This window comes from Stenotrophomonas sp. GZD-301, assembly GCF_049310345.1.
In the GTDB taxonomy this organism is placed as follows: Bacteria; Pseudomonadota; Gammaproteobacteria; order Xanthomonadales; family Xanthomonadaceae; genus Stenotrophomonas.
Map to the genome: position 1 here is coordinate 1 of NZ_JBMOWY010000099.1, position 4,511 is coordinate 4,511.

At 43.7% G+C, this 4,511-nt stretch carries 1 protein-coding gene; it reads right to left on the reverse strand.

Annotated features, from left to right (window positions below):
- A partial coding sequence (locus ACO6VK_RS20480; protein ID WP_422510330.1) for a beta strand repeat-containing protein occupies positions 1–4,511 on the reverse strand: 4,511 nt, incomplete at both ends.

Consider the following 4,511-nt stretch of genomic DNA (forward strand, 5'->3'; position numbering starts at 1 on the left):
TTCAGTGTAAGTACCTTCTACAAGTACTCCACCATCACGGTCTACGCTGATTGTCGCAGTTTGAGTACCAGCATCATAACTTACTGTCACATATTGACCGATTGTTAAGTTAGTTTGAGAACCAATTAACAAGTTACTTAAGTCAATCTTATCAGCCTGATCATCTGTTGCAGTATCACCTACATGGAAGTCAGTCCATACATCTACACCACCACCTGTTGTGTTACCACCAGTTGCGTTAGTTACGCTTGCAGCAGTTAATGTGTTGTAGATCAAGGTATCAGAGCCATTACCAAGAGCAAATGTATCATTTGCCGCAGTACTTACTGCAAGGCTATTCAACTCTTGACTCAAGTTAATCGTCAATGAAGAAGTGTATTCACTACCATCGATCACTGAAACCAACTTGTAATCAATCACATCAACAGTCGCATTTGCCGCGCTGTCTAATGGTTTGTAGAAGTAAGAACCATCATTGTATAGATACAATGTACCCTCACCTGTATTCACTCCTTGACCAGCAGCTAGTTCATAAGTGCCAGTTGTTGAGTTCATTACATAGAGTTGAGTACCTTCTACTACATCATTAGTAAGGACGTTTCCAGTAATCCAGTCGGTTTGACCATCTGGTGTGTATTGGTCTAGATGAGTCGCTGTAGTTGTTACTACAGAGTCTAGAGTTACCACACCTAGTGAAAGTACACTGGATAGACTGAATACAACTCGATAAGTACCTGCTGATAAATGCGGTATATCTGCTGAGTATGCTGGAGCACCCAACACTCCTGCCAATGCTGTTGCAGAACCAGAGTATGCTGTATCTACCCATGTTCCACCAACGAACTGCTGAATTGTATATCCAGTTGTTGGGAAAGCAGACAGACTCAACGTCGCAGTGTAGTTTAGCTGTACATGTACATCACTTACTGTATTTGCAGCAATCACAAACTGGTCTGATGTTACAGTACTACTGAGTACAGGAAGCGGGATTGGGAAACCAACCAAGTTACCGATGGTCACATTACCACTCACCACATCCACAACTGGATCTACCACTGGTGACATACTGATTGTTGCATCATCTATATCAGCTGTTACAGACGGTGTTGGAAGTGTAGCATCTGCCGAAGGATCTGCTGTATTCCAAGTTACATCAACATCTGGTGAACCAACTTGAACATGTAATGTAGCGGTATCAGTTCTACCAGTCACTGGATCTGTCACTGTGTAAGTGAAGCTATCAACTTTACCTACATTCGCCATATCCGCAGTTGCCTGATAACTATAAGTACCATCTGCATTAATAGTCAGAGTTCCATATACACCCACAACCGTTGCTGGAGTACCGACTACAACCGACTCTGTATTACCATTTTCAGCAGTCACTGTGGTTACGACTGAAGTTGTTGTAATGTAGTCTGGTACATAATTTGTACCATAAACAGCAGAGTTATCGTCAGAGAGCACATTACCAGTTACAGGGTCAACAACCAGTACAGGTGGTTGAGTGATATCACCATGATTTAGCGTGATATCCGCAGTAACACTACCTAGAGCTGTAAGTAATGTGTTGCTTTCCATGAACAACTCATAAGTACCGGCACTTAAGTTATCAATCTTGAATTGAACTTCAGAACCAAAGATACCTAACAAGTCAATCACACCAGTATCAGAGCTATCTGCAACTACAGTACGAGTGCCATCTGGATTTACCCGTGTTAGTACCACATGTAAACCGTCGACAACCGTAGCAACCGAACCAAAGTTCACTGCAATAATGGCATCTGTCAGATTACCTGGATCAACTGTAAATGTCGCTGTACCTTCTTTAGCTCCGATAACGATACCACCCACACCGAGTAACCAGTTATAGCTAATCGCGTTATCAAGTACCTCAGTCGTTACAGGATAAACCATGTCTATTTCAGCTGAAGCAACGTTATCCATTGCATCTACTGGAAGCGGACTAGTAATTACAGCTGGTTGAGATGGATCTGCATCGTTCCAGGTCATATCTACACTGTCACTATCGAGACGAACATAAAGTGTCGCCTCAGAAGTGTTACCTGTTACAGGATCAAGCAAGGTGTAGGTAAATTGATCTACCTGACCTAGGTTTGCACCATCTACAGTTGGGGTATAGGTGTAGTTACCATCTTGATCAATTACTAATGTACCGTATGCACCAGTGATCGTTGCACCAGCAACTGGATCAACCGTAACACCATTCACTTCAGAGATCACAGCATTGCTACTTGCCGCATCAACTTCACCAGTGAGGCTTGCATCTTTGATGACATTGCCAGAGATCGGCTCAACTGAGTAACCAGCCACGATGTATGGATTGTAGACATCCATCGTACCAGTTAATGTTCCGCCTAAACCTACACCGACTAAACCTTCATATCCAATGAATGCACGGTACTGACCAGCGTCCAATCCTTCAAGTACAGCTGTTGGTGTACCACCGATTAGTGATAGATCAATGAGTGATGCTTCTGGGTTAGTACCACCAATCGATACCCATTCACCTGTTGTTTCATCAAATTTTTGAACAACAATCGCATAATCGCTGAGTAAATCTGCTGTGATTATGGCATCGAAAGTAAACGTTGCTGTGCCTTCACGGTTTGGATCAACAGTAAATTCAATTGCATCGTTACCAAGCAATTGTAAATCCAGACCAGCTAACGATACAGCTACAAGATAACTTGCACTACCTAACGCTACGTCATCAGCAACAAGCAATGGTTCTGGGTTAATTTCTGCTGTTACAACATTATCCACCGCTTTTACAGAACTCAATTGGATATTGAGATTTGCTTGAGCCGTATCACCAGTCAGAGGGTCAGTTAATGTGTAAACAAATACATCTGTTTGACCCACACCTGCTGCACTTGCAGTAGGCGTATAAATGTATGAACCATCAAGATTGATTTCCAAGGTACCGTAAGTACCATTAATGATCGTACCATCTGCTAGAACAGGTTGACCGTTAACTGCGCTTACAACAGTTGTTGGAGTCACAACGTCTACTTGACCAACATCATTTATTTCTGTAATGACATTACCATCAGCAACTTCAGTATAGTAGCCGCCTACTTGTGTTGTGTCATAAACATCCATTGTGCCTGTTAATGTACCAAGTAAACCAATACCAGCTAATCCATTATATGTCATGAACGCACGGTATGTGCCTTCCTCTAATCCGTCAATAACTACACTCGGAGTTCCACCTAGCAGAGTTAAATCTAGAATATCAGCTTCACCACCACCGTAAACAGAAGTCCAATCACCTGTTACTGGGTCTAGTTTTTGTAGTACCAATGAGTAATCAGATAAAACATCTGCACCAAGCAATGCACTATAGGTAAATGTCGCGTTGCCTTCTTGACCAGCACCTACTGTAAAATCAATTGCTTCAGAACCAAGTTGTAAATCAAGTCCAGCCAGTGAAACCAAGGCTAGGTAAGTTTCACTACCTAAAGAGGCATCATCTTGTACAAGCAATGGTTGAGGTGCAAGTACAGCTGTATCAGTGTTATCGAAAGCAATGATAGAGCTTGCAAGAGTATAAGTTTGCGTATCTTGAAGTGTACTAGCGTTTCCTGCGAGGTCTGTGAATGTCGCAGTAGCATCAACAGTTAAGTCTGAATCTGCTGCAAGACCACTACCAGCTACATCAACTGTCCAAGTACCTGCTACGGCATCAACTGTGGCTGTATAGTCAACACCATTTACAGTAACCACAACACCTGTTGTTACTGCATCTGTAGGGATGTTGGTCAATGTACCTGTTAAGGTCACTGATCCACCAGCTTCTGTCGCATCCAAGATGTTATCAGCAGTAACTGGGTCAATTGCTAACACAGTTGTAGTGATATCAGGTGGAGTAACATCTAGAGTTACCGTTACATCTGCATCTGCAACATCAAGGTTACCTTGTGCATCCACTGCTTCTGCATGGATGGTCACAGGGCCTTCGCCTGTGACAGGAATCGCTGCAGTGATGAAGCCGTTTGCAAGGTCAGCTGCTGTCACGGTGTAGTTAGTACCGTTGATATTCACTACTGTGCCATCGATTGCATCAGGTCCCAACGCCACTTGTGCATTGAAGGTACCGTCTGTGCCTAGCTCGTCTGCATTCAAGATACCGTCGCCATTTAAGTCTTCAGGAATCGTGATCGCACCGATCAGGTCTGCAGGCAAGGTATCTACAGTCACGGTGATATCTGCATCTGCAACATCAAGGTTACCTTGTGCATCCACTGCTTCTGCATGGATGGTCACAGGGCCTTCGCCTGTTACAGGAATCGCTGCGGTGATGAAGCCGTTTGCAAGGTCAGCTGCTGTCACGGTGTAGTTAGTACCGTTGATATTCACCACTGTGCCATCGATTGCATCAGGTCCCAACGCCACTTGTGCATTGAAGGTACCGTCTGTGCCTAGCTCGTCTGCATTCAAGATACCGTCGCCATTTAAGTCTTCAGGAATCGTGATCGCACCGATCA